The sequence below is a fragment of the Microbacterium sp. ARD31 genome (assembly GCF_031844425.1).
Genome location: NZ_JAUZVE010000051.1, coordinates 24,312 through 48,495, shown reverse-complemented (window position 1 = coordinate 48,495; position 24,184 = coordinate 24,312). Strand labels below are relative to the sequence as shown.

Annotated in this window: 28 protein-coding genes; 15 read left to right on the top strand and 13 right to left on the bottom strand. The window is 73.3% G+C overall.

Going from position 1 to position 24,184, the window contains the following annotated elements:
- Positions 1–731, top strand: a 731-nt coding sequence (locus tag Q9S36_RS44015; protein ID WP_311291070.1) for an amidohydrolase family protein, incomplete at its 5' end; no start/stop codon positions are given.
- A gap of 4 nt (positions 732–735) precedes the next feature.
- Here Q9S36_RS44015 and Q9S36_RS44010 read toward each other — a convergent pair.
- The 3 genes from Q9S36_RS44010 to Q9S36_RS44000 form a co-directional block, all read right to left on the bottom strand.
- The gene (locus Q9S36_RS44010; protein ID WP_311291069.1) at positions 736–882 is read right to left on the bottom strand and encodes a hypothetical protein; all 147 of its coding nucleotides are present in this window, start codon (positions 880–882) and stop codon (positions 736–738) included.
- On the bottom strand, positions 879–3,554 hold the full coding sequence (locus Q9S36_RS44005) for an FAD/NAD(P)-binding protein (protein ID WP_311291068.1): 2,676 nt from the start codon (positions 3,552–3,554) through the stop codon (positions 879–881). The genes Q9S36_RS44010 and Q9S36_RS44005 overlap by 4 nt, the downstream gene beginning before the upstream one ends.
- A 97-nt stretch (positions 3,555–3,651) precedes the next feature.
- A complete protein-coding gene (locus tag Q9S36_RS44000; RefSeq protein WP_311291067.1) occupies positions 3,652–4,254 on the bottom strand; it encodes a GNAT family N-acetyltransferase in 603 nt (200 codons plus the stop codon).
- 62 nt (positions 4,255–4,316) lie between these two features.
- Here Q9S36_RS44000 and Q9S36_RS43995 point away from each other — a divergent pair, with 62 nt between their 5' ends.
- Both Q9S36_RS43995 and Q9S36_RS43990 read left to right on the top strand, forming a co-directional pair.
- Entirely contained in the window at positions 4,317–5,039 is a 723-nt protein-coding gene (locus Q9S36_RS43995) for an aspartate/glutamate racemase family protein (protein WP_311291066.1), read from the top strand.
- 7 nt (positions 5,040–5,046) lie between these two features.
- A complete protein-coding gene (locus Q9S36_RS43990; RefSeq protein ID WP_311291065.1) occupies positions 5,047–6,069 on the top strand; it encodes an LLM class flavin-dependent oxidoreductase in 1,023 nt (340 codons plus the stop codon).
- A gap of 6 nt (positions 6,070–6,075) precedes the next feature.
- Here the strand turns inward: Q9S36_RS43990 and Q9S36_RS43985 are convergent, their stop codons facing one another.
- Positions 6,076–7,065: an LLM class F420-dependent oxidoreductase gene (locus Q9S36_RS43985; protein WP_311291064.1), complete on the bottom strand. Its 990-nt coding sequence runs from the start codon at positions 7,063–7,065 to the stop codon at positions 6,076–6,078.
- A 126-nt stretch (positions 7,066–7,191) separates the two neighbouring features.
- On the opposite strand from Q9S36_RS43985, the gene Q9S36_RS43980 reads away from it, so the two are divergent.
- Both Q9S36_RS43980 and Q9S36_RS43975 read left to right on the top strand, forming a co-directional pair.
- Complete coding sequence (locus tag Q9S36_RS43980) at positions 7,192–7,443, top strand: hypothetical protein (RefSeq protein WP_311291063.1); 252 nt, start codon at positions 7,192–7,194, stop codon at positions 7,441–7,443.
- A gap of 40 nt (positions 7,444–7,483) precedes the next feature.
- Complete coding sequence (locus Q9S36_RS43975; RefSeq protein ID WP_311291062.1) at positions 7,484–8,140, top strand: SDR family oxidoreductase; 657 nt, start codon at positions 7,484–7,486, stop codon at positions 8,138–8,140.
- 13 nt (positions 8,141–8,153) lie between these two features.
- Here the strand turns inward: Q9S36_RS43975 and Q9S36_RS43970 are convergent, their stop codons facing one another.
- The 5 genes from Q9S36_RS43970 to paaZ form a co-directional block, all read right to left on the bottom strand.
- Positions 8,154–8,468, bottom strand: a complete 315-nt coding sequence (locus Q9S36_RS43970) for a hypothetical protein (RefSeq protein ID WP_311291061.1) — start codon at positions 8,466–8,468, stop codon at positions 8,154–8,156.
- Positions 8,469–8,521: 53 nt separating this feature from the next.
- On the bottom strand, positions 8,522–9,145 hold the full coding sequence (locus Q9S36_RS43965) for a DUF305 domain-containing protein (RefSeq protein WP_311291060.1): 624 nt from the start codon (positions 9,143–9,145) through the stop codon (positions 8,522–8,524).
- Positions 9,146–9,236: 91 nt separating this feature from the next.
- Positions 9,237–9,458 (bottom strand): PLDc N-terminal domain-containing protein, encoded by a 222-nt coding sequence (locus tag Q9S36_RS43960; protein WP_311291059.1) that lies wholly within the window; start codon positions 9,456–9,458, stop codon positions 9,237–9,239.
- 21 nt (positions 9,459–9,479) lie between these two features.
- Positions 9,480–9,779, bottom strand: coding sequence for a hypothetical protein (locus tag Q9S36_RS43955; protein WP_311291058.1), 300 nt, complete (start codon positions 9,777–9,779; stop codon positions 9,480–9,482).
- A 16-nt stretch (positions 9,780–9,795) separates the two neighbouring features.
- Positions 9,796–11,826 (bottom strand): phenylacetic acid degradation bifunctional protein PaaZ, encoded by a 2,031-nt coding sequence (gene paaZ, locus Q9S36_RS43950; protein WP_396653962.1) that lies wholly within the window; start codon positions 11,824–11,826, stop codon positions 9,796–9,798.
- A 104-nt stretch (positions 11,827–11,930) separates the two neighbouring features.
- Here paaZ and paaA point away from each other — a divergent pair, with 104 nt between their 5' ends.
- From paaA to Q9S36_RS43915, 7 genes are all read left to right on the top strand, one after another.
- Entirely contained in the window at positions 11,931–12,896 is a 966-nt protein-coding gene (paaA, locus tag Q9S36_RS43945; protein WP_311291057.1) for a 1,2-phenylacetyl-CoA epoxidase subunit PaaA, read from the top strand.
- Positions 12,897–12,901: 5 nt separating this feature from the next.
- Entirely contained in the window at positions 12,902–13,255 is a 354-nt protein-coding gene (gene paaB, locus Q9S36_RS43940) for a 1,2-phenylacetyl-CoA epoxidase subunit PaaB (RefSeq protein ID WP_396653963.1), read from the top strand.
- Positions 13,255–14,193: a 1,2-phenylacetyl-CoA epoxidase subunit PaaC gene (paaC, locus tag Q9S36_RS43935; RefSeq protein WP_311291056.1), complete on the top strand. Its 939-nt coding sequence runs from the start codon at positions 13,255–13,257 to the stop codon at positions 14,191–14,193. Before paaB ends, paaC begins: the two co-directional genes overlap by 1 nt.
- A gap of 53 nt (positions 14,194–14,246) precedes the next feature.
- Positions 14,247–14,741, top strand: coding sequence for a 1,2-phenylacetyl-CoA epoxidase subunit PaaD (paaD, locus tag Q9S36_RS43930; RefSeq protein ID WP_311291055.1), 495 nt, complete (start codon positions 14,247–14,249; stop codon positions 14,739–14,741).
- A gap of 4 nt (positions 14,742–14,745) precedes the next feature.
- Entirely contained in the window at positions 14,746–15,801 is a 1,056-nt protein-coding gene (gene paaE, locus Q9S36_RS43925; protein WP_311291054.1) for a 1,2-phenylacetyl-CoA epoxidase subunit PaaE, read from the top strand.
- Complete coding sequence (gene paaI / locus Q9S36_RS43920) at positions 15,794–16,210, top strand: hydroxyphenylacetyl-CoA thioesterase PaaI (RefSeq protein WP_311291053.1); 417 nt, start codon at positions 15,794–15,796, stop codon at positions 16,208–16,210. Before paaE ends, paaI begins: the two co-directional genes overlap by 8 nt.
- 77 nt (positions 16,211–16,287) lie before the next feature.
- Positions 16,288–17,205 carry a hypothetical protein gene (locus Q9S36_RS43915; protein ID WP_311291052.1) on the top strand — a complete coding sequence of 306 codons (918 nt, stop codon included), beginning with the start codon at positions 16,288–16,290 and terminating at the stop codon, positions 17,203–17,205.
- Between the two features lie 6 nt (positions 17,206–17,211).
- Here Q9S36_RS43915 and Q9S36_RS43910 read toward each other — a convergent pair whose 3' ends face one another.
- Positions 17,212–18,267: a hypothetical protein gene (locus Q9S36_RS43910; RefSeq protein ID WP_311291051.1), complete on the bottom strand. Its 1,056-nt coding sequence runs from the start codon at positions 18,265–18,267 to the stop codon at positions 17,212–17,214.
- Positions 18,268–18,319: 52 nt separating this feature from the next.
- Positions 18,320–18,949, bottom strand: coding sequence for a TetR/AcrR family transcriptional regulator (locus Q9S36_RS43905; protein WP_311291050.1), 630 nt, complete (start codon positions 18,947–18,949; stop codon positions 18,320–18,322).
- 198 nt (positions 18,950–19,147) lie between these two features.
- Here Q9S36_RS43905 and Q9S36_RS43900 point away from each other — a divergent pair, with 198 nt between their 5' ends.
- On the top strand, positions 19,148–21,304 hold the full coding sequence (locus Q9S36_RS43900; protein ID WP_396653961.1) for a DEAD/DEAH box helicase: 2,157 nt from the start codon (positions 19,148–19,150) through the stop codon (positions 21,302–21,304).
- 55 nt (positions 21,305–21,359) lie between these two features.
- Positions 21,360–21,830, top strand: a complete 471-nt coding sequence (locus tag Q9S36_RS43895; RefSeq protein WP_311291049.1) for a DUF5709 domain-containing protein — start codon at positions 21,360–21,362, stop codon at positions 21,828–21,830.
- Positions 21,831–21,963: 133 nt separating this feature from the next.
- Here the strand turns inward: Q9S36_RS43895 and Q9S36_RS43890 are convergent, their stop codons facing one another.
- Positions 21,964–22,656 carry a GAF and ANTAR domain-containing protein gene (locus Q9S36_RS43890; RefSeq protein ID WP_311291048.1) on the bottom strand — a complete coding sequence of 231 codons (693 nt, stop codon included), beginning with the start codon at positions 22,654–22,656 and terminating at the stop codon, positions 21,964–21,966.
- A 201-nt stretch (positions 22,657–22,857) separates the two neighbouring features.
- Here Q9S36_RS43890 and Q9S36_RS43885 point away from each other — a divergent pair, with 201 nt between their 5' ends.
- Positions 22,858–23,685: a SigB/SigF/SigG family RNA polymerase sigma factor gene (locus Q9S36_RS43885; RefSeq protein WP_311291047.1), complete on the top strand. Its 828-nt coding sequence runs from the start codon at positions 22,858–22,860 to the stop codon at positions 23,683–23,685.
- Positions 23,686–23,727: 42 nt separating this feature from the next.
- Here the strand turns inward: Q9S36_RS43885 and Q9S36_RS43880 are convergent, their stop codons facing one another.
- The gene (locus Q9S36_RS43880) at positions 23,728–24,171 is read right to left on the bottom strand and encodes a PA2169 family four-helix-bundle protein (RefSeq protein WP_311291046.1); all 444 of its coding nucleotides are present in this window, start codon (positions 24,169–24,171) and stop codon (positions 23,728–23,730) included.
- Between the last annotated feature and the right edge of the window lie 13 nt (positions 24,172–24,184).

Below are 24,184 nucleotides of genomic sequence, written 5' to 3'. Positions count from 1 at the left end.
AGCCGGTCTTCGCGATCGCCGACGAACGACGGCTCCCGGTGGTCGTGCACGCCGGCCCGGAGGTCAGCTCGGTCCGCACGCCCGTGCTCGATGCCTGCAGGAGGTGGAACGGCCTCCGCATGGTGCTCGCCCACTGCGCGCTCGCCGACCTCGGGCACCTCCACCGCCAGGTCACCGAGGTCCCCAACCTCTTCTTCGACACGTCGTGGTGGACGCCCGCACACCTCATGGCCCTGTTCCGACTCGTCCCGCCGGGGCGGGTCCTGGCAGCGAGCGACCTGCCCTTCAGCACGCCGGTGTCGGCACTGATGGCGACGGGCCGGTGCGCCTGGCAGGCAGGGCTGCCGCCGGACCACGTCGCCTCGGTGCTCGGCGGCCAGGCGGCCCGGATCCTCGACGGGGAGGAGCCGCTCGACCTCGGCCCGCCGCCCGCGGAGCAGGCACGGGAGGTGGGGCCGTTCCTCGAGGCGGCGTCCACCAACCTGCTCGCCGCGCTGGAGGCGATGCAGCGCGGCCTCGACCCCGAGGTGCCGCTCACGGTGGCCCGGCACGCCTGCGACGTCGCGGGCGACGACCCCGACGCGCCGGTCCTCGCGTCGGTCCTCCGTTTCCTCGACCTCTACGAGGAGCACCGCGAGCGGCTCCTGCGGCGCAACACGTTCACCCCGGGCTGGGACCTCGTCGCCGCGGCCGCCGTCGTGGCCAGGACACCGGCTGCGCCCCTGCCCTGACGGGTCAGGCGTCCGGAGCGGGCTCGCGCAGCAGCCACCAGCCCACCGCCCAGGCGGCGGCGCCGGCGAGCAGCTCGACGTACAGCTCGGTGAGCGACAAGGCGACCAGGGACGTCAGCGCCGTGGAGCCGAAGGCGGCGGGGGTGGTCACCGGGACACGCGCCCGGTCGACGTGCCGGCCGAGGCGCCGACCACGACCGCGCGCCGGCGCGCGTCGAGGGCCGAGGAGCGGCGCGAGAGCCGGGCGTCGAGCACCGTGGCCGCCTCGGCCCCGCGACCAGCCATCGCGAGGGCGTGGACGAGCGTGTCCTCCACGACCTCGCGCTGCGCCTTGCTGCCGCCGAGCGGGTCCATCGTGGCGACCACGCGGGCGAGGGTCGCCGCGGCGACGTCCCACCGCTCCTCCACGACTGACACCAGGCCGGCGCAGAGCGGCGCGACGACGTCACGGAAGACCGGGTCCTCGCTGCGCGAGGCGTGGCGGGCCAGCCCGGCGAGGGCGGCGGCGTCGCCGTCGGCGGCCAGCAGGACCGCACCGTGCATCGCCGCGAACGGGGTCGGCGGGGCCGCGAGCCACTCCCGCGGCGCCGCAGCGCGGACCTCACCGACGGGCAGGTCGTCGGTCCAGGTGCCGGTGACCCGCCCTCGCCAGAGCAGCGCCCCGCTGTCGACGACGACCCGGCTGCCGCCGACCACCGACGGCGCGAGCTCGCGGTGGTAGCGGCGGCGCACCGCCTCGACGTCGTCCTGCATCAGCTCGTGCAGGGCGGCGTGCCAGGAGAAGTGCGAGCGGTGGTTGGCCTCGGGGCCGCGGGTGCGGATCCACTCGTCGAGCCAGGAGAGGCCGGCGGCGTGCTCGCCCGTCTCGTAGAAGACGTGGGCGCGTGCGTGGACGGCGTGGCCGGAGGAGGGCTCGACCGAGAGGGCGTAGGAGGACAGCTCCTCGGCCTCGCCCCACCGCTCCTGGTCCTGGCGGACGAACGCCAGCTGGCCGGCGTACCACCAGTCGTCGCCGTAGGAGCGGCCGAGCGACTCGACGAGCTCGGCGGTCTGGCTGCCGCTCGTGAGCCCGCCGAAGGCGACGGTCGGCACCGCCACGCTGACCGCGAGCGCGTCGCGCGGGAACAGCCGCACGTGCCGGAGCAGGGCCGCGGCGCCGGTCGGCTCGTCGGAGCGCAGCCGGGTGGTGACGGCGTCGAGGAAGCTGGACTCGCGGTCGTCGAGGTGCCGCTCGGAGGCCGCCCGGTGGGCCGCGCGCAGCGAAGCCCGCCAGTGCGTGGTGGCGCCCCACTCGTGGCCGAGGAGGGCCAGCGCGGCGTGGGCCTGGACGAAGCCCGGGTCGGCGGCGACGGCCTCGGTGAGCCCCTCCTCGACCCCGTCCTGCAGCCGGAGCAGCCGGCCGAGCGCGGCGTTGTAGCGCCGGGCGGCGCGGCGGTGGGTGGAGAGGGTGAGGCCGTAGGGATCGACCGGACGACGGCGCGACTCGCCGTGCAGCGAGCGGGTCACCACCCGGGCCACGTCGTAGGCCTGCTCGCGGATCTCCGGCATCGCCGTGGACTCCCACAGGTTGCCGCGGCGCAGGGACCCGATGGCGAGGAACGGACGGGTCTCGGGCAGGGTGCCGAGGACGCGGCCGTCGTCGGAAGTGTCGATCCCGAGCCCCGCCGGCCCGGGGCGCACCAGGCCTGCGCGCGCCAGCCGGGTGAGCAGCGGGTCGGCGGCGATCGAGCCGACGGGGCCGGTGCAGTTGACCACGGCGGCCACGGCCAGCTCGGTGCCGTCGTCCAGCGTGACGTGGAGCGACTCCTCGGACGCGCGGACGGCCGCGATCGTGCCGCGGTGGCGCTGGAGCCGGCCGGAGGAGGCGACGGCCTCGAAGCGGGCGTGGGTGGCGGGCGCCATCCGGTGGCGGTGGACGTCCCAGGTGCGGGCGTCCTCGGCGAGGAAGCGGCGCTTGTCGGCCTCGGGCAGGCCACGCCACAGCTGGGCGGTGACCGGGCGCAGGCCGTCGATCGCGGCTCGCCAGTCGCCGGTCGAGGCCACCGTCTCCTCGACGTGGCGGAGCAGCGTGGAGCGCAGCCGGTCGACACCCTGGACCCGGGTGACGCCCGGCGGGGGCGGGACCGGCGGCGTCGTGGGCAGCACGTGGCGCTGCGGGACGGCGTCGGTGCGCGAGACGACGTGGACGGTGCGGCCGGGACGGTCGGCGCTGATCGCCAGGTCGACCATGGTGAGCCCGGAGCCGAGCATGAGGACGTCGCCGTCCTCGGGGATGCCCTGCGTCCACGGGTCGGCCACGAGCCGGGGGTCTGTGGCGAGCTCCTCGGGCGCCCAGTGGGTGCCCGGCCGGCTGCCGGTGGCCAGCACCACGGCGCGCGCCTCGACCCGCTCGCCGTCGGCGAGCTCGACGACGAAGCCGGTGCCGGACCCGGCGATGTCGACGACCTCGGCGTGGCGTCGTACGAGCCGGGCGTTGCCGGGGAACTCGGCTGCGGTGGTGAGCAGGCTCTCGACGTAGCGGCCGAACACGGCGCGGGGTGCGAAGTCGTGCGGCTGGAAGCCGGGGTCGTGGTGGCGGCGCAGCCAGCGCAGGAAGTGCTCGGGGTCGCGGGGGAACGCGCTCATCCCGGAGGCGGGGACGTTGAGGAGGTGCCGCTCGTCGGTGGTGGAGTACGCCGGTCCGCGACCCGTGGCGGGGTCGGGGTCGACGAGCTCGACGCGGAAGCGCGAGGAGAGCGCGGTGACCAGGTGCGTCGCGACGAGGGTCCCGCCGGCGCCTGCTCCGACCACCACGACCCGGCAGTCACCTTCGTTCGTCCCCATCGCGCGGCTCCCCTCGGTACGGACCCAATAGTCAAGTGAGTTACTCGACTAAAGGTAGCAAGGACCGTGCCCGGAGCACGAGCCGGGTGCCGGCGTGTCAGGTGCGCAGGCGCATGACCACCCGCGGGAAGCCCGCCGACGTCGCGTCGGTGCGAGCTGCGAGCTCGAATCCGGCGTCCTCGAAGAGCTTCCGGGTGCCGACGTAGGCCATGGTGAGGTCGACCTTCGCCCCGTCGTTGTCGACGGGGTAGCCCTCGACGACCGGCGCGCCCTGCTGGGCGGCGTAGGCCACGGCCCCGGCGAGGAGGACGTGGGAGATGCCCCGGCCCCGGTGGCCCGGCCGGACCCGGATGCACCACACGGACCAGGCGGGCTGGTCGTCGACGGGCGGGATCTTCGTCGACCGCGCGAAGGGCAGGTCGGCACGCGGGGCCACCGCTGCCCAGCCGACCACCTCGTCGCCGTCGTAGGCGAGCACGCCCGGCTTGGTGCGCCGGCGGGTCAGCGCCTCGACGTGGGCGCCGCGCTCGGGCCCGACGAGCGCTCGGTTGTCCTTGGCGGGCAGGCGGTGGCTCAGGCACCAGCACACGCTCGCGTCGGGGTTCTTCGGGCCGACCATCGTGCGCACGTCGCCGAAGCGCGCGTGGGTCGCCGGGAAGACGCGAAAGGGGGCCTGCGTGACGAGCGGAGGGCTGGCCATGGGCACCACGCTAGAGGGGCCCTCGGACACCGCGGGTTGGGCGGGCGCCGTTGAATGGCGCCATGGAGGCGATGCGCAGGATCGGTCTGCTGGGCGGCATGAGCTGGGAGAGCACCGCGCTGTACTACCGGCTCCTCAACGAGGACGTCCGCGAGCGGCTAGGGGGCTTCCACTCCGCCCGGCTGGTGATGTCGTCGGTGGACTTCGCCGAGGTCGAGGCGATGCAGGTCGCCGGCGACTGGGAGGCGGCCGGCGCCCTCCTCGCCGACGAGGCCCGCGCGCTGGAGGCCGCCGGTGCCGACTGCGTGGTGCTCTGCACCAACACCATGCACAGGGTGGCCGATGCGATCGAGGCGGCCGTGGGCATCCCGCTGATCCACCTGGCCGACGTCACCGCGGCCGCGGTCCGGGACGCCGGTGTCGGCACGGTCGCCCTGCTCGGCACCCGCTTCACGATGGAGCAGCCCTTCTACGCCGACCGGCTGCGGTCCCACGGCCTGGAGGTCCTGGTCCCCGCTGGCGACGACCTCACCCTCGTCCACGACGTGATCTACGACGAGCTGGTGCTCGGCGTGGTCCGCGACGAGTCCCGCGAGGCGTACGTCGACGTGGTGCGGCGCCTGGTCGACCGGGGCGCCGGGGGAGTGGTGCTCGGCTGCACCGAGATCGAGCTGCTGCTCGGCCCCGGCGACGTCGACGTACCCGTGTTCGCCACCACCGCGCTCCATGCCCGCGCCGCCGTCGACTTCGCGCTGGCGGGAACAACCCAGGTGGTTGAGCGTTGAACCAGGTATGAAGAAGATCGGGTTCCTGAACTTCGGCCACTGGACCGACTCGCCGCAGTCGGCGGTGCGGACCGCCTCCGACACGCTGCTGCAGTCGATCGACCTCGCCGTCGCGGCCGAGGAGCTCGGCGCCGACGGCGCGTACTTCCGCGTGCACCACTTCGCCCGGCAGCTCGCCTCGCCGTTCCCGCTGCTCGCCGCAGTGGGGGCGCGCACGAGTCGCATCGAGATCGGCACCGGCGTGATCGACATGCGCTACGAGAACCCGCTCTACATGGCGGAGGACGCCGGCTCGGCCGACCTGATCTCGGGCGGCCGGCTCCAGCTCGGCATCAGCCGGGGATCACCGGAGCAGGTCGTCGACGGCTGGCGCTACTTCGGCTACCAGCCCGCCGACGGCGAGGACCAGGCCGACATGGCCCGCCGCCACACCGAGGTCTTCCTGCAGGTGCTCGAGGGCGAGGGCTTCGCGCAGCCCAGCCCGCGGCCGATGTTCCCCAACCCGCCCGGCCTGCTGCGCATCGAGCCGCACTCGGAGGGGCTGCGCGAGCGGATCTGGTGGGGCGCGGCGTCCGACGCGACGGCCCGCTGGGCCGCCGAGAAGGGCATGCACCTGATGAGCTCGACGCTCAAGGCCGACGAGACGGGCGAGCCGTTCCACGTCCAGCAGCGCAAGCAGATCGAGGTCTTCCGCGAGGCCTGGCGCGCGGCCGGTCACGAGGGCGAGCCGCGCGTGTCGGTGAGCCGTTCGATCATGCCCATCACCACCGACCTGGACCGGATGTACTTCGGCCACGAGGGTGCCAGCACCGACCAGTTCGGCCAGATCGAGGCCAACCTGCGGGCGGTCTTCGGCCGGACGTACGCCGCCGAGCCGGACGTGCTGGTCAAGGAGCTCGCCGACGACGAGGCGATCGCCGCCGCGGACACCCTGCTGCTCACGGTGCCCAACCAGCTCGGCGTCGACTACAACGCGCACGTCCTCGAGTCGGTCCTCACCCAGGTCGCACCCGACCTCGGCTGGCGCTGACCCGGCTCAGGACGGGGCGGCCGACCGCAGCTTCTCGAGCAGCGGTCCGGCCGCCTCGTCGAGGAAGCGCTGCTGGCCCTCGTCGCCGATCTGGACGAGCGCCACGTCGGTGAAGCCGGCGTCCCAGTAGGCCGACACCGCCTCCACGATCTTGTCGAGGTCGGGGCCGCACGGGATCGACTCCGCGACGTCCTCGGGCCGGACGTAGGTCGTCGCGCCCGCGAAGCCCGCCGGGGTGGGCAGGTCGGCGTTCACCGACCAGCCCCCACCGAACCAGCGGAACTGCTCGTGCGCCCGGGCGACCGCGGCGTCCTCGTCGGGGTCCCAGCAGATCGGGATCTGGCCGATCGCGCGCGCGGCGGAGCCGATGCGGGGCGCCCCGTCGACGTCGTTCCACGACTCGATGATGTCCGCCTTGGGCTCGACGGCGATGCAGTGGTCGGCCAGCGGTGCGAACTGCTCGATCGCCCGGTCGCCGGCCACCGCGACCCCGATCTCGACGCCCTGCTCGGGCAGGTCCCAGATGCGCGCGGAGTCGACCTGGAAGAAGTCGCCGCGGTGGTCGACGAGCTCGCCGGTGTGCAGCGCCCGGATCACCTCGATCGCCTCGGCGAGCAGCTCCTGGCGCTCCGCGATCGCGGGCCAGCCCTCGCCGACCACGTGCTCGTTGAGGTTCTCGCCGCTGCCCAGCCCGAGGACGAACCTGCCCTCGGCGAGGATCTGCAGGGTGGCGGCCTTCTGGGCCACGACGGCCGGGTGGTAGCGCAGCGTCGGGCAGGTCACGTAGGTCATCAGCCCGACCCGCTCGGTCGCGTGCGCGACCGCGCCGAGCGTCGTCCACGCGTAGGGCGCGTGGCCCTGCTCGGTGAGCCACGGCGAGAAGTGGTCGCTCATCACCTCGAAGTCGAAGCCGGTCCGCTCGGCGGCGACGGCGTAGTCCACCAGCTCCCGCGGTCCGCTCTGCTCGGTCATCAGGGTGTATCCGAATCGCGTCATCCTGCGACGTTAGCCAGCACACGACCGTCCGCCTCCACCCAGTGAGGTGAGTCAGATGGGAGGTCAGGTGGGGGCGCGCGCATGCCCGGGTGCCTGCGCGGGCACTGCCCCGGAGAGGAGGTGCCCATGACGCACGACGACACCCATGACGACAAGGACACCGAGGACCGCGACCGGACCCCGGCCGACCAGGACGGCAACGAGGGCCAGGTCTCCGAGCTCGCCCCCGACGGCGACGAGCCGACGCCCATCAGCCCCGGCGACTCCGTCGCGGCCCAGCCCGACGGCGAGTCCGGCGAGACGCAGGAAGGCAACCAGGGGCCGAACGCCGCCCCCGTGCACGACCCGCCGCAGGACGACAACAAGTGGGGCCGCTGAGACCCTGCGTCGCAGGTCCGTGCTCCGGTAGAACGGACCCATGACCAGACCAGTGATCGTGGTGGTGGGCGCCGGTCCCGGCGTCAGCGGGTCGGTGGCGCGCCGGTTCGCCGACGAGGGGTACGACGTCGGCCTGCTGGGCCAGGACCAGGCGGTGCTCGACGAGCTGGTCGGCGACCTGGAGGGTCGCGGCGCCACCGTCGGCCACACGGTCGTGGACGTCACCGACGAGGCCGCCGCGCGCGACGCCGTACGCCGGATGGGCGAGCACACCGGTCGCATCGACGTGCTCCACTTCAACCCCAGCGCCTTCCGCGAGAAGGACCCGCTGTCGTTGACCGTGGCCGAGCTGCTCGAGGACGTCGCGCTCGGCGTCGGGGCGCTGCTCACGGTCCTGCAGGCCGCGCGGCCCTACATGTCGGCCGGCGGGCGGGTCAGCGTCACCGGCAGCATGGCCGCGGACCAGCCGTGGGAGAAGGCGGCGTCGCTCGGCGTGCAGAAGGCCGGGGTGCGCAACCTCGTCCACAGCATCGACAAGGCGCTCGCCGGCGACGGCATCCGCGCGGTGTCGGTGACGGTGCGGGGCACGCTGTCCCGCGAGGGCGCCTTCACCCCCGACCGGGTAGCCGACGCCATCTGGGACGCGGTCACGACCGAGGAGTCCGCGTGGCGCAGCGAGGTGCCCTACACCGGCTGACCCCGTCGACGGGTCAGGCCGAGGTCGTCTCCCGGAGCGTCAGGAAGACCACCGCCACGGCGAGCACCGGCACCACGACGGTCCACGTCGTGACCAGGATGCCGAGCAGGCTGCCGACGCAGACTAGGCCGCGGGCGACGTGGGGCCGGCGGGTGGTCAGCGCGAGACCGAGGAGCACCAGCACCCCGCCGCCGACCAGCGTTCCCGCCCAGAGCGCACGTCCACCGTCGGCGGACGACGTCTCCCGGGCCGGGCCCGCGATCCCCGCCGCGACGTAGAGCAGGCCGAGCGACAGGGTCGCCGTCCGGGTGAGGCGCGCGGGGGTCATGGGGCAGCGTACGGTCGCCCGGCCCCCGTGCGCCTCGTGCTCCAGACCAGAGGTCAGGCGAACCAGTCGGCCAGCCAGCGCCGCATCTGCACGATCTCGGCCCGCTGCTCGTCGCGCACGTCGCGCGCGAGCGCACCCACCTCGTCGTGCTCGACCAGTCCGGAGACGAGTAGGCGCTGCGCCATCATCACCGCGGCCATGTGGTGCCACACCATGTCCGCGAGGAAGGTCCGGTCGAGCCGGTCACCGCGCAGCCCGGACAGGTCGCGCATCATCGGCTCGTAGTCCGCGTCCACCGGCTCGTCGGCGTACCACGTCGCCAGCCAGCCCTCCATCTGCGCGACCTGGGCCGACTGCACCTCGACGATCCGCTCGCCGAAGTCGCGCATCGTCGCCCGGTCCGAGCGCGCCAGCTCGCGGGCGGCGCGGATCGCCTCCCGGTGGTGGGCCACCATCTCGGCCAGGAACTCCTGCTCGCTCGTGACGGCGTGCTGCATCAGGCCCATGCCCATGCCGGGGCCGCCGGACCAGCCGTCGCCGTGCCCGTGGTGCCCGCCGGACGACGCCGCCGCCAGGTGACGGTGCGCGTCGACACCGTCGTACGCCGTCACCGCCGCGCCCGTGCCCACGCCCAGCACGGCGGCCGCGGCCACCGCCAACACCGCCGTCCGTCCCATGTCGCTCGCCTCCTCCCCACCAGCCTGCGCCGGGAGGCGGCCGGGCGTCAGGGGCGGTGGTCCCGCCCTCGCGGGTCCACGGTCCCGGGCGTCAGCGCTTTCGACCCCACACCAGGTAGGCGATCGGGCCGACGGGCTGGATCGACAGGGCCGGTGTCCAGAGCGCCTTCGGCCCGCGGACCAGCGAGGCCGGTCGCCGCTTCAGGTCACGCAGGCACCACGTGGTGACGGCCACCTCGACGATGCCGGCCGCGACGACGACCTTGCGCTGGGTGGGGGTGAGGTCCGACCAGGTCTTCTTCTGCTGCGCCATGGCGGCACCGTATCGGGTGACTCAGGCGCCGCCGAGGCCGTTGAGGAGGAACCAGAAGACGACCAGCCCGACGGTCAGGCCGAGCAGTCCCCACCACACTCCGGCGAGGGCACGCCGCCCCGTGCTCGCATCCTCCCGCGCCATCCCCGGCAGCGCGATCGCGAGCGCCGCACCGATCGCGGCCATGGCGACGATAGCGACCACGATGATCCAGTTCTCCGAGCCGTCGCTGTCGACGAAGAAGGCCACGATCGGCAGCGTCAGCACTCCCAGGACGAGGAGGACGACGATGCCGACGACGCGCTGTGCTGCTGGGCTCATGGCGAGAAGGTAGTGGTCAGGCCTCCTTGGCCACCAGCGTCAGCACGTCGTACGTCGCCACCGGCTCGTCGTCGCCGTTGGTGACCAGCGCGTCCCAGCGGACCTCGCCGTAGTCGGCCGAGGAGCGCGGGGTGATCTGCTTGACGGTCAGCGTCACGCGGATCGAGTCGCCGGCCTTGACCGGGGTGAGGAAGCGCAGGTTGTCGACCCCGAAGTTGGCCAGCACCGGTCCGGGAGCGGGGTCCACGAACAGCCCGGCGGCCATCGAGACGATGAGGTAGCCGTGGGCGACGATGCCGCCGAACAGCGGGTTCTGCGCGGCCGCCTCCGGGTCGGTGTGGGCGTAGAAGGTGTCGCCGGTGAAGTCGGAGAAGTGGTCGATGTCCTCGCGGGAGATCACCCGCGGCTCCGAGGCGATGGTGTCTCCGACCCTGAGCGTCGCGAGCGAGTGGCGGAACGGGTGCTCGGGGGTCACGGTGCGCTGCGAGCCGCGGGTCCACCGTCCGGTGATCGCGGTGAGCATGTCGGGGGAGGCCTGGATCGCCGAGCGCTGCATGTGGTGAAGCACGCCGCGCACGCCGCCGAGCTCCTCGCCGCCGCCGGCGCGACCGGGCCCGCCGTGCACGAGCATCGGCAGGGGCGAGCCGTGCCCGGTGCTCTCCGGGGCGTCGTCGCGGTCGAGCACGAGGATGCGGCCGTGCCACGGCGCGAGGCCGAGCACCAGGGTGCGCGCCACCTCGGGGTCGTGGGTGACGACGGAGCCGGCCAGCGAGCCCTTGCCACGAGCGGCCAGGGCCACCGCCTCGTCGAGGGAGTCGTAGGACATCACCGTCGAGACGGGGCCGAACGGCTCCACGTCGTGCGGCTCCACGGCTCCGGCGCGGGCCCGGAGCAGTACCGGCTGCATGAAGGCACCGCGCTCGCCGTCGCCGGCGAAGCCCGTGGTGGCGGCGGGGTCGCCGAGGACGACGTCGGCGGAGGAGCGCAGCGCCTCGACGGCCTTGCGCACCTCCTCGCGCTGGCCCAGCGACGCCAGCGGACCCATCCGGACGGCGTCGTCACCCGGGTCACCGACCGTGATGGTCGCCAGCTTCGCGGCGATCGCGTCGGTCATCTCCGCGGCCACCGCGGCCGGGACGATCACGCGGCGGATCGCGGTGCACTTCTGGCCGGCCTTCGCGGTCATCTCGGTGACGACACCCTTGACGAACAGGTCCCACTCGGGGTCGCTCGAGGTCACGTCGGGACCCAGCACGGAGCAGTTGAGCGAGTCGGCCTCGACCTGGAGCGCGACGCCGCCGTGCAGCACGGACGGGTGCTGGCGGAGGATCCCGGCCGTGTGCGCCGAGCCGGTGAAGGCCACGGAGTCCTGGACGCCGAGGTGGTCGAGCAGGTCGCCGGCCGATCCGGCGAGCAGCTGGAGCGACCCCTCGGGCAGGATCCTCGACTCGACGATGCGCCGCACCACGAGCTCGGTGAGGTACGCCGTCTGGCTGGCGGGCTTGACGATCGTGGGCAGGCCCGCGATGAAGGCCGGCGCGAGCTTCTCGAGCATGCCCCACACGGGGAAGTTGAAGGCGTTGATCTGGACCGCGACGCCCGGGCGCGAGGTGTACACGTGCTGGCCGAGGAAGACGCCGGTGCGGCCGAGCTGCTCGAGGTCGCCGTCGCACACGACGTGGGCGTTGGGCAGCTCGCGCCGGCCCTTGGAGGAGTAGCTGAAGACGGTGCCGAAGCCGCCGTCGATGTCGATCATCGAGTCGCGGCGCGTCGCGCCGGTGCGCAGCGAGACGTCGTAGAGCTCGTCCTTGAGCGAGGTCAGGTGGGTCGCCAGCTCCTTGAGCAGCAGCGCGCGCTCGTGGAAGGTCAGCTCTCGGATGGCGGGGCCGCCCACCGTGCGGGCGTGGTGGGTCATCGCCCCGATGTCGAGCCCCGCGCTGGAGATCCGCGCGACCTCCTCCCCGGTGGCCGCGTCGAGGAGCGGGTCGCCCTCGGCAGAGGCGGCGTACCAGCGGCCGGCGGCGTAGCTCTCGAGCAGACGGGTCACGGGGGTCTCCCTCTGTGTGGGCAGGACGCTGTTTGCGTGCCAGAGTGACTGGTGACACACTAATACCAGACCGATCGGTCAGTAAATCTGGTGGAGGGCTGCCCATGACGCTCACGGAGACCGCGCTCGACTCGCCGTCGGAGGAGTCGCTCCAGGCCCACTTCGAGGCGACCATCGCGCGCAACGACCGGATCGAGCCCCGCGACTGGATGCCGGAGGGCTACCGCAAGACCCTCGTGCGCCAGATCGCCCAGCACGCGCACAGCGAGATCATCGGGATGCAGCCCGAGGGCAACTGGATCACCCGCGCCCCGAGCCTGCGCCGCAAGGCGATCCTGCTGGCCAAGGTGCAGGACGAGGCGGGCCACGGCCTGTACCTCTACTCCGCCGCCGAGACCCTCGGCGTCTCCCGCCTCGAGCTCACCGAGCTGCTGCTGGCGGGGCGGCAGAAGTACTCCTCGATCTTCAACTACCCGACCCTGTCCTACGCCGACGTCGGCACGATCGGCTGGCTGGTCGACGGGGCGGCGATCTGCAACCAGGTGCCGCTGTGCCGCACCTCCTACGGCCCCTACGGCCGCGCCATGATCCGGGTCTGCAAGGAGGAGTCCTTCCACCAGCGCCAGGGCTACGAGCTGCTCGCCACGATGATGCGCGGCACTGACGAGCAGCGCGCGATGGTGCAGGAGTCGGTCGACCGCTTCTGGTGGCCGGCGCTGATGATGTTCGGCCCGCCCGACGCCGACTCCCCGAACACCGCCCAGTCGATGGCGTGGGGCATCAAGCGCCACACCAACGACGAGCTGCGCCAGAAGTTCGTCGACATGTCGGTCCCGCAGGCCGAGGCGCTCGGCGTGACCTTCCCCGACCCCGAGCTCCGGTGGAACGAGGAGCGTGGCCACTACGACTTCGGCCAGCCCGACTGGGAGGAGTTCATGGAGGGCGTGAAGGGCAACGGCCCGTGCAACGCGCAACGCATGGCCCACCGTCGCCGCGCCCACGAGGACGGCGCCTGGGTGCGCGAGGCCGCGACGGCGTACGCCGCGAAGCAGAAGGCGGCGACCGCATGAGCGACCTGTCCGCCGAGGGCGGCCACGGCGCCGTCCCGCTCCAGGGCGTGCCCACGGGGGAGGGGGTCACCCCGCCCGAGCCCGAATGGCCGTTGTGGGAGGTCTTCGTCCGTGGCAAGCGCGGGCTCAACCACGTCCACGTCGGCTCGCTGCACGCCGCCGACGACCGGATGGCGCTGCTGCACGCCCGCGACGTCTACACCCGCCGCAACGAGGGCGTGAGCATCTGGGTGGTCCGTGCCGACGCCATCACCGCGTCCAGCCCGGACGAGAAGGACCCGATGTTCGCCCCGAGCGGCGACAAGGTCTACCGCCACCCCACCTTCTACGACATCCCCGACAACGTCCCCCACATGTGATGACTGACCACATCCACACCCACGACGAGGACGAGCACGAGAGCGCCTACTCCGGCCTCCTCGTCAACGACGCCCACTGGGCCTTCGGCACCGACTTCGAGGACCCCCTCGCCGGCGTCGACACGACCATCCCCGACGGCGTCGACGCGCCCACGCTGGCGACGTACGCCCTCATGCTCGGCGACGACGCGCTGGTGATGTCTCACCGGCTCTCGGAGTGGACCAGCAACGCGCCCGACCTCGAGGACGACATCGCGCTGTCCAACATCGCGCTCGACCTGCTCGGCCAGGCGCGGCTGCTGCTCGCGCGGGCCGCGAAGGCCGACGAGTCGGTCGTGCCCGCGCTGCCCGAGGGGTCGCCGGCCCCGCCGGAGGACGCGCTGGCGTTCTTCCGCGAGGCCCACGACTTCCGCAACGTGCGGCTCGCCGAGCTCGTCAACGGCGACTTCGCCGAGGCGACCGTGCGGGTGCTGCTGTTCTCGACCTGGCGGCTCGCGACGTTCGAGCGGCTGCGCTCGAGCCGCGACCACGTGCTCGCGGCCGTCGCCGTCAAGGGCGTCAAGGAGCTGGCCTACCACCGCGACTACGCCGCCCGGTGGTTCGTCACCCTCGCCCAGGGCACGGAGGTGTCGCGCGCCAGGCTCGTCGCGGCCCTCGACGCGCTGTGGCCGCTGTGGCCCGAGCTGTTCGACACCCATCCCGTGGAGGCGGCCGCCGCCGAGGCCGGCGTCGGTGTCGACCCGGCGTCGGTCCGCGAGGCGGCGGAGGCGACGCTCGACCAGGTGCTCACCGCCGCCGACGTGCCCCGCTCGGGCGCGAAGCGCCGCGCCGGGGTGCTGGGCCGGACCGGTCGCGACGGCATGCACGGCGAGCCGCTGAGCCGGATGCTGGCCGAGATGCAGTCGGTCGCCCGGGCCCACCCGAGGGGTCAGTGGTGAATCTCGATATGCCCGCTCGTTCCTCACGGGCTACTCGATCACCGGGTCGCCGGGTGACCGAGCGGGCCAGGGCCGTCGCCGAGCGGGTCACCGACCCCGAGCTGCCGATGCTCACCCTCGCCGACCTCGGCGTGCTGCGCGACGTCGACGTCGTCGGTGACTCCCACGTCGTCGTCGACATCACCCCGACCTACTCCGGGTGCCCGGCCATGGCCGCCATGCGCGACGACCTCGTGCGCGAGCTCGGCGGAGCCGGCTTCGACCGCGTCGAGGTGCGCGTCAGCCTCGACCCGGCGTGGACCACCGACTGGATCTCGCCGCGCGGACGGGCCGCGCTCGCCGCCGCGGGCATCTCGCCGCCGGGGCCGGCGCCCCGCCACGACGGGCCGATCCCGCTCACCCTGCTGCCGACCGCGCGCCAGGTCCTCTGCCCGCAGTGCGACTCGCCCGCGACCGAGCTGGTGTCCGAGTTCGGCTCCACGGCCTGCAAGGCGCAGTACCGCTGCACCTCCTGCCTCGAGCCCTTCGACCACCTCAAGGAGATCTAGGGCCGTGGCGACGACCTTCCACCAGCTGACGATCCGCGACGTCGAGCCGCTGACCGAAGACTCCGCGGCGGTCACCTTCGACGTGCCCGACGACCTCCGCGAGCTGTTCGCCTTCGAGCCGGGGGAGTCGCTGACCCTGCGCCGCGTCGTCGACGGCGTCGAGCACCGGCGCACCTACTCGATCTGCGCCCCGGCGGGCGCGGCGCCGCGCATCGGCGTGCGCGAGATCCCGGGCGGGCTGTTCTCGTCGTGGCTGATCCACGAGGCCGGTCCCGGCGAGACGGTCGAGGTGGCGGAGCCGTCCGGCAGCTTCCGCGCCGACCCGGCCAGCCCCGGACGGCACCTGTGCATCGCGGCCGGCTCCGGCATCACCCCGATGCTGTCGATCGCCGCGTCCGTGCTGGCCAACCCGGCGAGCTCGGTGACGATGCTCTACGGCAACCGCGAGACCACGTCGGTCATGTTCGCCGAGGAGCTCAGCGACCTGAAGAACCTCCACGGGCCGCGCTTCGACCTCGTCCACGTCCTCTCGCGGGAGCCACGCGACGTCGAGCTGTTCTCCGGGCGCCTCGACGCAGACCGGCTGCGCCGGCTGCTGCCGCTCAAGGTCCCGCTCGCGGCCGTGGACCACGTGTGGCTCTGCGGCCCGCTCGGCCTCATCCAGGACGCCCGCACCGTCCTCGAGGAGCTCGGCGTGCCGAAGGAGAAGGTCCACTTCGAGCTGTTCTTCGTCGACGAGCCGCCGCCGGCGCTGCGCCACGCCGACCGGGTGGTCGAGGGGGTCACCAGCGACGTCACCGTGGTCCTCGACGGGCGTACGACGACCACGCCGATGCCGCGGGACACCACGCTCCTCGACTCCGCCCAGGCGGTGCGCAGCGACCTGCCGTTCGCCTGCAAGGGCGGCGTCTGCGGCACCTGCCGCGCCAAGGTGACCGACGGCGAGGTCGACATGGTCCGCAACTACGCGCTCGAGCCCGACGAGGTGGCGCAGCAGTTCGTGCTCACCTGCCAGAGCTTCCCGGTGAGCGACGCGGTCACGGTCGACTTCGATGCCTGACCCCGCGCTGGTCATGTGGGCCACCGACCGCGCGAGCGCGATGCTCGGCATGCAGGTCGTCGCGACCGGGCCCGGAACCGCGCGGGTCTCGATGCTCGTGCACTCCGGCATGGTCAACGGCCACGACCTGTGCCACGGCGGCCTGATCGCGAGCCTCGCCGACTCGGCCTTCGCGCTGGCGTGCAACTCCCACGGCACGGTCACGGTCGCCGCCGGGTTCACCATCGACTTCGTCGCCCCGGCGCGACTCGGCCAGACGCTGTACGCCGACGCCCGCGAGGTGTCGCTGCGCGGCCGGTCGGGCGTCTACGACGTCACCGTGCGCGCCGACGACCCCGAGGCCGGCGAGGTGGTCGCCGTCTTCCGGGGCCGCAGCCGGTCGCTGGGCCGCGCCATCCAGCCGGACTGAACCGGGCAGCCTCGGGTCTTCCCGCGTGGCCTCCGACTGCCTAGCGTCGGACCAGGGACCGGACCGGGAGGTACGCCATGGGGACTCGCACGGGGATCCGCCGCACGCTCTGCTCGCTGCTGGCGCTCGCACTGACGCCGGCGCTGGTCGGCACGGGAGCCGGCCGCGCCGCCTCCGCGCCCGAGCGGGCCGCGCCGGCCACGCCCGTCCTCGTCGCCGTCCGGGCGGCCCACCGCGGCGACGTCGACCGCGTCGTCTTCGAGTTCCGCGGCGGCCTGCCGGCCGACCGCGAGGTCGACTACGTCGACCGCCTGTTCGCCGACGGGTCGGGCCGCCGGGTGCACGTCGCCGGGCAGGCCCTCCTGCAGGTGCGGTTCGAGCGCGCCCAGGCCCACACCGACGACGGGAGGCCGACCGACGCGCCCCGCCGCGTGGCCTTCCCCCTGCCCAACGTGCTGACCGCGGTGCGCGCGGGCGACTTCGAGGCGGTGACGACGTACGGCATCGGGCTGGCGAAGCGCACCCCCGTGCGGGTGACGACCCTGCAGTCGCCGCCCCGCGTGGTCGTCGAGGTCGGGGCGGGATTCGCGACCGTGAGCCGGAAGGTGTGGTTCCTCGACCGCGACCGCTTCGTCGACAACCAGGAGCCGTTCTTCGTCCCGGTGCGACGGCTGGTGCGCCCCGGCACGCCCGCGAGCGGCCTCCTGGACCGCCTCTTCGCCGGGCCCCTGCCCCGGGAGCGCGCCCGCGGCCTGCGCCTGCTGCGCTCGGGGGCCACCGGCTACGACGACCTGACGGTGTCGGGCGGCACCGCCGACCTCCGCCTCACCGGGCGATGCCGCAGTGGGGGCTCCACCGTGACCGTCGCCGGCGAGGTGCTGCCGACCCTCAAGCAGCTCGCGACGGTCGACCGGGTGGTCCTGCGCGACGCGGCCGGAGGCACCCTGGACCCCGACGGGACGGGCGACTCCACGCCGGCCTGCCTCGAGCCCTGAGCACGCCTAGCGGCGCAGCCGGACGGTCGCCTCCGTGCCGGAGAGGTCGTGCTGGCGCGGCACGACCACGCGGTACCTGCCGCGCGGGAGGTCGATGACCATGAGGTCCTGCGGCCCGAGGGTCTGCGTCCGGCGGACCGTGCGCCACGCCCCGCCCCGACGCTTCTGGACCGTGAAGCGGTAGTTGGACGGGTTCAGGTCGGGGTCGATGTCGACGCGCAACCTCGACCCCTTCCGGACCGCGGTCAGCCGCAGCGCGATCTGCGGCGCGGCCTGCGGCGTCGGTGGCGTCGGCAGCGTCTGCGGCGGAGGTGGCGGGACCGGGGTCGTCGGCGTGGGTGTCGGGGGAGGGGTGGGCGTCGGGGGAGCCGTGACGCTGAACGAGTACGTCGCCGGGGTCGGGTCGGTGGCGCCCGCGGTGTCGGTCGCCCGCACGGCGAAGGAGTGTGCGCCGACCGCGACGGTGGCACCTGCCGGGCTGCTGCACGGCTGCCACGCACCCTGGTCCCAGCGGCACGTGAAGGTGCTCGCCTCGTCCGCCGCGAAGCCGAAGGACACGCTCCGGTTGGTGCCGGACGCGGGCGGGTGCGACGTGATGGTCGTCTCCGGCGGCGGGTTGTCGATCACGACGCTGCCGCTCCACACGAGGGCGTTGCCGCCGGGAGTGCCACCCGCGTTGATGGCGAAGACGTAGACGGGCTGGGTGCCGTGCACCGGGACCGAGATGGTGGCGTCGAAGCCGTGGTAGGGACCCGAGCCGTAGACCGCGTCGACGTCCGGCCGGTACGCGGCGGCCGGGCCCATGTCGTACCCCCAGGACGAGGAGTCGCCGGGGCCGCTGCCGCCGACGTACACGTGGTAGCTGATCGACACCGAGGGTGCGTCGTCGTCGAACATCCAGCCGTAGAACCGCAGCTGGCCGGGCGCGGGGGAGAGCACGCCGTCGACCGACGCGGTGAACGTCCCCGCCGCGGAGGACGGGGCCCCCGTCGTCACCACCGCAGCGGCGGCCAGCGCCATGCCGGCCACGAGCCTCACGAGCGCGTGCGCGCAGCGCGTCATCGGTTCCCCCTGGGTCGTCGCCCCGAACCCCCCGGGACGGCTGGCCCGGAGCCTAGCGGCTCTGGCGCGCGAGCCCGCCGAAGGCCAGCGCGGTGACGTCGTCGGCGAGCGCCTCGGCGTCGAGGTCGGCGCGGACCCACTCGGTCAGCGAGTTCACCATGCCGAAGAGCAGCCGGCTGATCAGGAGGGGGTCGAGGTCGTCTCGCACCACGCCCTCGTCGACCGCGAGCCGGACCATGTCGGCCAGCCGCTGGTCGATCGCGCGGCGGCGCGACAGCGCGGCCTGCTCGACGGGCGTGTTGCCGTGCACGCGCAGCAGCAGCGTCACCGCCGGCAGGTGGGCGACGAGCACCGTGACGCTGCTGCGTACGGCGGCGCGCAGCCGCTCGCCCGCGTCGAGGTCGTCGGCCGACGCGACCTCGTCGAGCGCCGCGGTCAGGGCGTCGAGCGCCTCGTCGATGGCGCTGCGGAGCAGGTGCTCCTTGCTCGGGACGTGGTGGTAGATCGCCGACTTGGTGAGCCCGAGCTCACGCGCGACGTCGCCGACGCTCGTGGCGTCGTACCCCTGGCGGTTGAAGAGGTCGACCGCCACCCGCAGCACCGCTCGCTGGTCGTGGCCGGGACGGCCGCGCCGCGGGCCGGTCCCGGTGCCCGTCCCGGCGCTTGCCCGCGTGCCCGCCATGGGGACACCGTCTCACGCCGGCCACGCCGATGTGGGGAACAGTTACCGGCTCGGGGCAGGCGGGGGCTAGGATGGCTCCAGCGTCCCGCGCCGTGCCCGACTGATCACCACCGATCCCCAGGGCCCCGCAGCGCGACGCCTCGCTCCAACCTCCACGCCGTGGTGTGCAGGTCAGCGCCGACCCAGGCTCGCCTGCGCATGACCCACTTGGCGACGCGTACCCCAGTCCGGGAGGACATCTTGGCCCAGCGCCAGCGCCAGCGCGGCAGTCGCCGCACCCCCGCGCACGCCCGTCACAAGGACAACGAGGGCATCGTGCCGGTCCTCGCCCGCGCGGTGCGCGAGCTCGAGTCGGCCGTCCAGCGCGGGCCGCTCGCCCCCGGTCAGCGGGTGCGCTTCCAGGTCGTCGCGCTGCTGGCGCGCGAGCACCGCACCGACGTACGCGCCTCGGCCGAGCTCACCGACGCCCAGAAGGCCGACGAGCTCAAGCGCCTCGACGGCATCGCGACGATCCTGGCCAAGACCGCCACCCGCGACCCCTCCCTCTTCGGGCTGCTGTCCGAGGAGGCGGTCGTCACCGACAGCGCCCGCGAGCTGCGCCTGGAGATGCTCCGCAAGGCCGGCATCGAGGCTCCGGTCGAGGAGCCCAAGCCCGACGACGAGGCCGGCCCGGGCCTGCTCGAGCGCCGCGTCATCCCGCAGTCGGTCGTCCAGCACCAGCTCGCGAACCCCTTCCTCGTGCCCGACTTCGAGATCGGCCGCGAGCGCCGCGCGGTCTACGGCCGGCTCACGACCTGGGAGCTGCTCGGACCGCTGTTCCGCTCCTTCGAGCTGGGCGGCTCGTCCTCCTGCATGGACCTGCCCGAGGCGACCACGCTCGACGCGCCCGGCTCGCTCGAGCTGATGCCCCACCAGGCCCGCCTGATCGCCGCAGCCGCGGAGGGGCACCGCACCTTCCTGCTCGCCGACGAGCCCGGTCTCGGCAAGACCGCGCAGGCGCTGCTCGCCGCGCAGGCCGCCAACGCGTTCCCGCTGCTCGTGGTGTGCCCCAACGTGGTCAAGACCAACTGGGCCCGCGAGACCGAGCGCTGGACCCCGCGCCGCCGTGCGACCGTGATCCACGGCGACGGCGACCAGGTCGACGCCTTCGCCGACGTCATCGTCGTCAACTACGAGATCCTCGACCGCCACGTCGGCTGGCTCGGGGACTTCGGTTTCCGCGGCATGGTCGTGGACGAGGCGCACTTCATCAAGAACAAGACCTCGCAGCGCTCGCGCCACGTGCTCGAGCTCTCGGAGCGGTTGCGCACGCGCACGGCGCGGCCCCTGCTCATGGCGCTGACCGGCACCCCGCTCATCAACGACATCGAGGACTTCCGCGCGATCTGGCAGTTCCTCGGCTGGATCGACGACACGAAGCCGTTGGCGCGCCTGATGGAGAAGCTCGAGGAGACCGAGCTCACCCCCGCCGACCACGCGTTCTACCCCGCCGCCCGCAAGGCGGTCATCGACATGGGCATCGTGCGCCGCCGCAAGGTCGACGTCGCCGAGGACATCCCGGCCCGCCGGATCGCCGACATCCCTGTCGAGCTCGACGACGAGGACACCCGGTCCATCCGCGCCGCCGAGCAGGACCTCGCCCGCCGGCTGGTCCAGCGCTACAAGGCCGCCCTCGAGACCCGTCGTACCGGCTCGGTCGTCGACGGCATCGACCACGAGCTCGTACGCCGCGTGGCGACGTGGGAGCGCGAGGAGATGGACTCCGGCACGTCGGGCGAGAACGTCTTCTCGATGTTCCGCCGCATCGGCCAGGCCAAGGCCGGGCTCGCCGCCGACTACGCCGCCCAGCTCGCGCGCAACGTCGGCAAGGTGGTCTTCTTCGCCCGCCACGTCGACGTCATGGACATCGCGGAGGAGACCTTCACCCGCCGCGGGCTCAAGCACACCTCGATCCGCGGCGACCAGACGCCGAAGGCGCGCGAGAAGGCCATCCAGGGCTTCGTCAACGACCCCGACGTGCAGGTCATCGTCTGCTCGCTGGCCGCGGCCGGCGTGGGCGTGAACCTCCAGGTCGCCTCCAACGTGGTGCTCTCGGAGCTGTCGTGGACCGACGCCGAGCAGACGCAGGCGATCGACCGGGTCCACCGCATCGGCCAGAGCGACCCGGTGACGGCGTGGCGCATCATCGCCGCGCAGACCATCGACACCCGGATCGCGGAGCTCATCGACTCCAAGGCCGGGCTCGCCGCGCGGGCGCTCGACGGGTCCGACGAGGAGGTCTCGTCCTCGGCCAACATCCAGACCGAGGCGCTGGTCGCGCTGCTCACCGACGCGCTGGAGCGCGAGCTCGGCTGACACGCCGGGCCCTCCGGCCCTTGTCCTCACGCGCCCCGGTCGGTACGAAAGGGGCATGAGTGAGGACCGCGAGAACTACCTCGACATGTCCGTGGACGACGAGGACCAGCTCCAGCCCGAGGACACCCTCGACGACGGGGACCTCGACGACGTGCTGGACCGCGGCTACTCACCGCCCGACCGGCCGCCGCGGGGCTACGACGACTACCCGACCGAGGCCGAGATGCGGCGCGGTGAGTCGCTCGACGAGCGGCTGTCGGAGGAGGTGCCCGACGTCGACCCCTACGCCGACGACGACGGGGACGACGACCACGAGGACGAGAACGCCCTCGACGAGGAGCTGGGGCTCGACGAGCCCGACCCGCGCACCGGGCGCCTGGTGCAGCCCGACCAGGGCCTCGGCGAGGACCGCGACAAGCAGGAGGTCGCCCTCGACGTCGGCATCGACGGCGCCGGGGCCTCGGCGGAGGAGGCGGCGATGCACATCACGCGCGGTCCCGACCCCGACGCCGGCGAGGACTACTGAAACCAAAGGGGTGGTTGGGGGGATCGACGGCGGCTCGAGGGGTACCCCCACGGCACGTCTGCATGGGGGCCATGGACCTGATGCTGACGAGGCCCGGGCGGTCCAGAAGCGGCCGCCCGGGCCGTCCTGAGCGTCAGAGCTCGGGCAGGGTGCGGGTCCGCGCGATCTCCTCGCACACCGCGACCAGCTTGCGGTTGGTGTGCGACGAGACACGTCGCAGGTAGTCGAAGGCCTGGTGCTCGTCGATGTCGAGCCGCTCCATGAGGATGCCCTCGGCGCGCCCGATCGCGAGCCTGCCGTGCAGGGCCAGGCCGAGGCCGTGGATGCGCCTGCCGGTCGCCAGGGTGACCGCGAGGTGGGCGGCGATCGTCTCGCCCACCGCCACGTCGTCGGCATCGAAGCGCTGGCCGCGGTCGGCGTACAGGCTCAGGCAGCCGTACGACGTCTCGTCGGTGTAGACGAGCAGCGACATCATCGACCCGACGCCCAGCTCGGACACCACGCGGTCGGCCCAGGTGGGGTAGCGGTGCTCGGACGGCAGGTCGACGCAGACGAGCGTGACCTGCTCACGGCGGACGTCGAGGCACGGCCCCTCGCCGACCTCGTACTGGAGCTCGTTGGCCCGACGCACGAGCGCGTCGCTGCCCACCCGGGTGACGACCCCGCCCTTCTCGTTGACGGTGAAGCCCGCGTGGTCGCACCGCTCCACGAGGCGGACGGCGGAGTCCACGGCGAGCTGCAACCGCGCCGTCTCGTCCTCGGTGGCGGCGAGGTCCTGTGCCAGTCGGCTGAACTCCCCCATGCGCTGGTTGGTGCTGCTGCTCACGCTCGTCCTCTCCCAAGGCCACGACCCACAGGACTGGATCGTAGGGACCGAGACATGTCACGGCCAGCCCGAACCGCGTTTTTGTCCAAGGTTTGTCCACTCTTTTTCGCATTCCGGCTGTTGTCGTGGACAAAGGCTGGACAGGGTGGTGCTGACGCACCGACCGCGCCCCGCCGGGCGCCGCGCACCAAGGAGATCCTCGTGACCACCCTGACGCTCGACACCTCGCGATCCGCCTCATCCGACCGCTACGACCGCTCCGCGGCGCGCGCCGAGCGCAGCGAGCGCACGCAGGCCGTCGTCCGCGGCCTGCGCGAGACGCTGGAGCAGGGTGAGCGACAGCACCTCGTGGACGAGCTCATCGAGGCCAACGTCGCGATGGCCAGGTCGATGGCGGCGCGCTACAAGAACCGGGGGATCGACCTCGACGACCTCGAGCAGGTCGCGCTGGTGGGCCTCACCAAGGCCGCCCAACGCTTCGACGCAGGCTCGGGCAACGACTTCCTCGCCTACGCCGTCCCGACGATCCGCGGCGAGCTGCGGAGGCACTTCCGTGACGCGGGTTGGATGATCCGGGTGCCCCGCCGCGTGCAGGAGCTGCAGGCGCGCATCGGCGCCGCGCAGGACGAGCTGCAGGCCGAGCTCGGGCGATCTCCTCGACCGTCGGAGATCGCGCTGCGCCTCGAGGTCGACGTCGACGACGTCGTCGAGGCGCTCGCCGTCGACGGCTGCTTCCGGCCGACGTCGATCGACACCAGCGTCACCGACGGCGACAGCACGCTCGCCGACGTGCTGGGATGGACCGACCGTGGCCTGGAGTCGCTGGAGGCCCGGATCGTGCTCGAGACCGTCGTGAGCCGGCTCCCCGAGCGCGACCGGCGGATCCTCCACTGGCGCTTCGTCGACGAGCGGACCCAGCAGGAGATCGCCGACCTGGTCGGGCTGACGCAGGCGCAGGTCTCGCGGGTCCTCACGCGCATCCTCACGCGGCTGCGCTCCGACCTGTCCGGTCCTCGGCCCGCCGCCTGACCGCTCGGCGTCGCCGGGAGCGGCGACGCCGAGCGCGGGCGATCAGCTGGCCTGCTGGAGTGCCTTCACCTCGTCGCGGGCAGCGACCACGGCAGCCTGCTGGCGTACGACGACCTGCCGGAAGCCTGCGCTCAGGTCCATCTTCAGGGCGTCCTCGTACTCGGAGACCGCGTGGTCCTCGCCCGTCAGGGCTGCCTTGAGCACGGCCTCGGGGTCGTCGCCGGTGAGGGCGTCCTTCAGCGCGATCCAGCCGCGGTGGACCGCCGCGGCGACGGTGCCGCTCTCGTCGACGTCGTCGCCGTAGTCGTGGCCCATGTCGACGATCTCGCGCCAGAAGCCGGCGCGCTGCTCGGAGAAGCGCTGCAGGACCGTGGCCCACTCGGGGTGCTCGCCGTCCCGGAGCTTCTCGGCGGCGTCGGCGTAACCCCGCTCGCCGTCCTTCAGCGTCTCGACCAGCTCCTTGGCGGTCTTGGCGTCATCAGACATCTCTGCTCCTTCG

What these genes read in the sequence shown, in the direction of transcription:
- Q9S36_RS43910 (WP_311291051.1), bottom strand. Translation starts at nt 18,267, where the DNA reads ATGACGCGCTGCGCGCACGCGCTCGTGAGGCTCGTGGCCGGCATGGCG.
- Q9S36_RS43985 (WP_311291064.1), bottom strand. Translation starts at nt 7,065, where the DNA reads ATGACGCGATTCGGATACACCCTGATGACCGAGCAGAGCGGACCGCGG.
- Q9S36_RS43880 (WP_311291046.1), bottom strand. Translation starts at nt 24,171, where the DNA reads ATGTCTGATGACGCCAAGACCGCCAAGGAGCTGGTCGAGACGCTGAAG.
- Q9S36_RS43915 (WP_311291052.1), top strand. Translation starts at nt 16,288, where the DNA reads ATGGGGACTCGCACGGGGATCCGCCGCACGCTCTGCTCGCTGCTGGCG.
- Q9S36_RS44000 (WP_311291067.1), bottom strand. Translation starts at nt 4,254, where the DNA reads ATGGCCAGCCCTCCGCTCGTCACGCAGGCCCCCTTTCGCGTCTTCCCG.
- Q9S36_RS43900 (WP_396653961.1), top strand. Translation starts at nt 19,148, where the DNA reads ATGACCCACTTGGCGACGCGTACCCCAGTCCGGGAGGACATCTTGGCC.
- paaI (WP_311291053.1), top strand. Translation starts at nt 15,794, where the DNA reads ATGCCTGACCCCGCGCTGGTCATGTGGGCCACCGACCGCGCGAGCGCG.
- Q9S36_RS43955 (WP_311291058.1), bottom strand. Translation starts at nt 9,779, where the DNA reads ATGAGCCCAGCAGCACAGCGCGTCGTCGGCATCGTCGTCCTCCTCGTC.
- Q9S36_RS43975 (WP_311291062.1), top strand. Translation starts at nt 7,484, where the DNA reads ATGACCAGACCAGTGATCGTGGTGGTGGGCGCCGGTCCCGGCGTCAGC.
- Q9S36_RS43980 (WP_311291063.1), top strand. Translation starts at nt 7,192, where the DNA reads ATGACGCACGACGACACCCATGACGACAAGGACACCGAGGACCGCGAC.
- Q9S36_RS44005 (WP_311291068.1), bottom strand. Translation starts at nt 3,554, where the DNA reads ATGGGGACGAACGAAGGTGACTGCCGGGTCGTGGTGGTCGGAGCAGGC.
- Q9S36_RS43995 (WP_311291066.1), top strand. Translation starts at nt 4,317, where the DNA reads ATGGAGGCGATGCGCAGGATCGGTCTGCTGGGCGGCATGAGCTGGGAG.
- Q9S36_RS43905 (WP_311291050.1), bottom strand. Translation starts at nt 18,949, where the DNA reads ATGGCGGGCACGCGGGCAAGCGCCGGGACGGGCACCGGGACCGGCCCG.
- paaC (WP_311291056.1), top strand. Translation starts at nt 13,255, where the DNA reads ATGACTGACCACATCCACACCCACGACGAGGACGAGCACGAGAGCGCC.
- Q9S36_RS43970 (WP_311291061.1), bottom strand. Translation starts at nt 8,468, where the DNA reads ATGACCCCCGCGCGCCTCACCCGGACGGCGACCCTGTCGCTCGGCCTG.
- Q9S36_RS43960 (WP_311291059.1), bottom strand. Translation starts at nt 9,458, where the DNA reads ATGGCGCAGCAGAAGAAGACCTGGTCGGACCTCACCCCCACCCAGCGC.
- Q9S36_RS43990 (WP_311291065.1), top strand. Translation starts at nt 5,047, where the DNA reads ATGAAGAAGATCGGGTTCCTGAACTTCGGCCACTGGACCGACTCGCCG.
- paaA (WP_311291057.1), top strand. Translation starts at nt 11,931, where the DNA reads ATGACGCTCACGGAGACCGCGCTCGACTCGCCGTCGGAGGAGTCGCTC.
- Q9S36_RS43965 (WP_311291060.1), bottom strand. Translation starts at nt 9,145, where the DNA reads ATGGGACGGACGGCGGTGTTGGCGGTGGCCGCGGCCGCCGTGCTGGGC.
- Q9S36_RS43895 (WP_311291049.1), top strand. Translation starts at nt 21,360, where the DNA reads ATGAGTGAGGACCGCGAGAACTACCTCGACATGTCCGTGGACGACGAG.